1 protein-coding gene is annotated in these 211 nt (G+C 45.5%); it reads right to left on the bottom strand.

Annotation, left to right across the window (positions count from 1 at the left end; genetic code table 11):
* Positions 1 to 211: Ig-like domain-containing protein (locus ACNG5D_RS16230; protein ID WP_418184561.1), on the bottom strand; the 211-nt coding region annotated here is incomplete at both ends.

The raw sequence follows: 211 nt of genomic DNA, 5'->3' as shown, positions 1-211 counted from the left end.
CTTGATCCGTTAAACCGTCTTCATCTTCTACCGTATAGGTGAAGTTGATTGGTTCTGTGCTATCCGTTACTGGGGTTACACTTAATGTACCGTCTGGGTTTAATGTCACCACACTACCGTCACTTAAGGTGACCGGGTTACCAACGCTGATTGGTGTGCCGTCTACTTCCGTAATCACCATGTTATTGTTATCGCCATCTGGATCGTTATC

This window comes from Algibacter ulvanivorans, assembly GCF_048381495.1.
In the GTDB taxonomy this organism is placed as follows: Bacteria; Bacteroidota; Bacteroidia; order Flavobacteriales; family Flavobacteriaceae; genus Algibacter_B; species Algibacter_B ulvanivorans.
The sequence above is the reverse complement of the archived record's forward strand: the minus strand, read 5'-3'. Positions and strand labels throughout refer to the sequence as shown.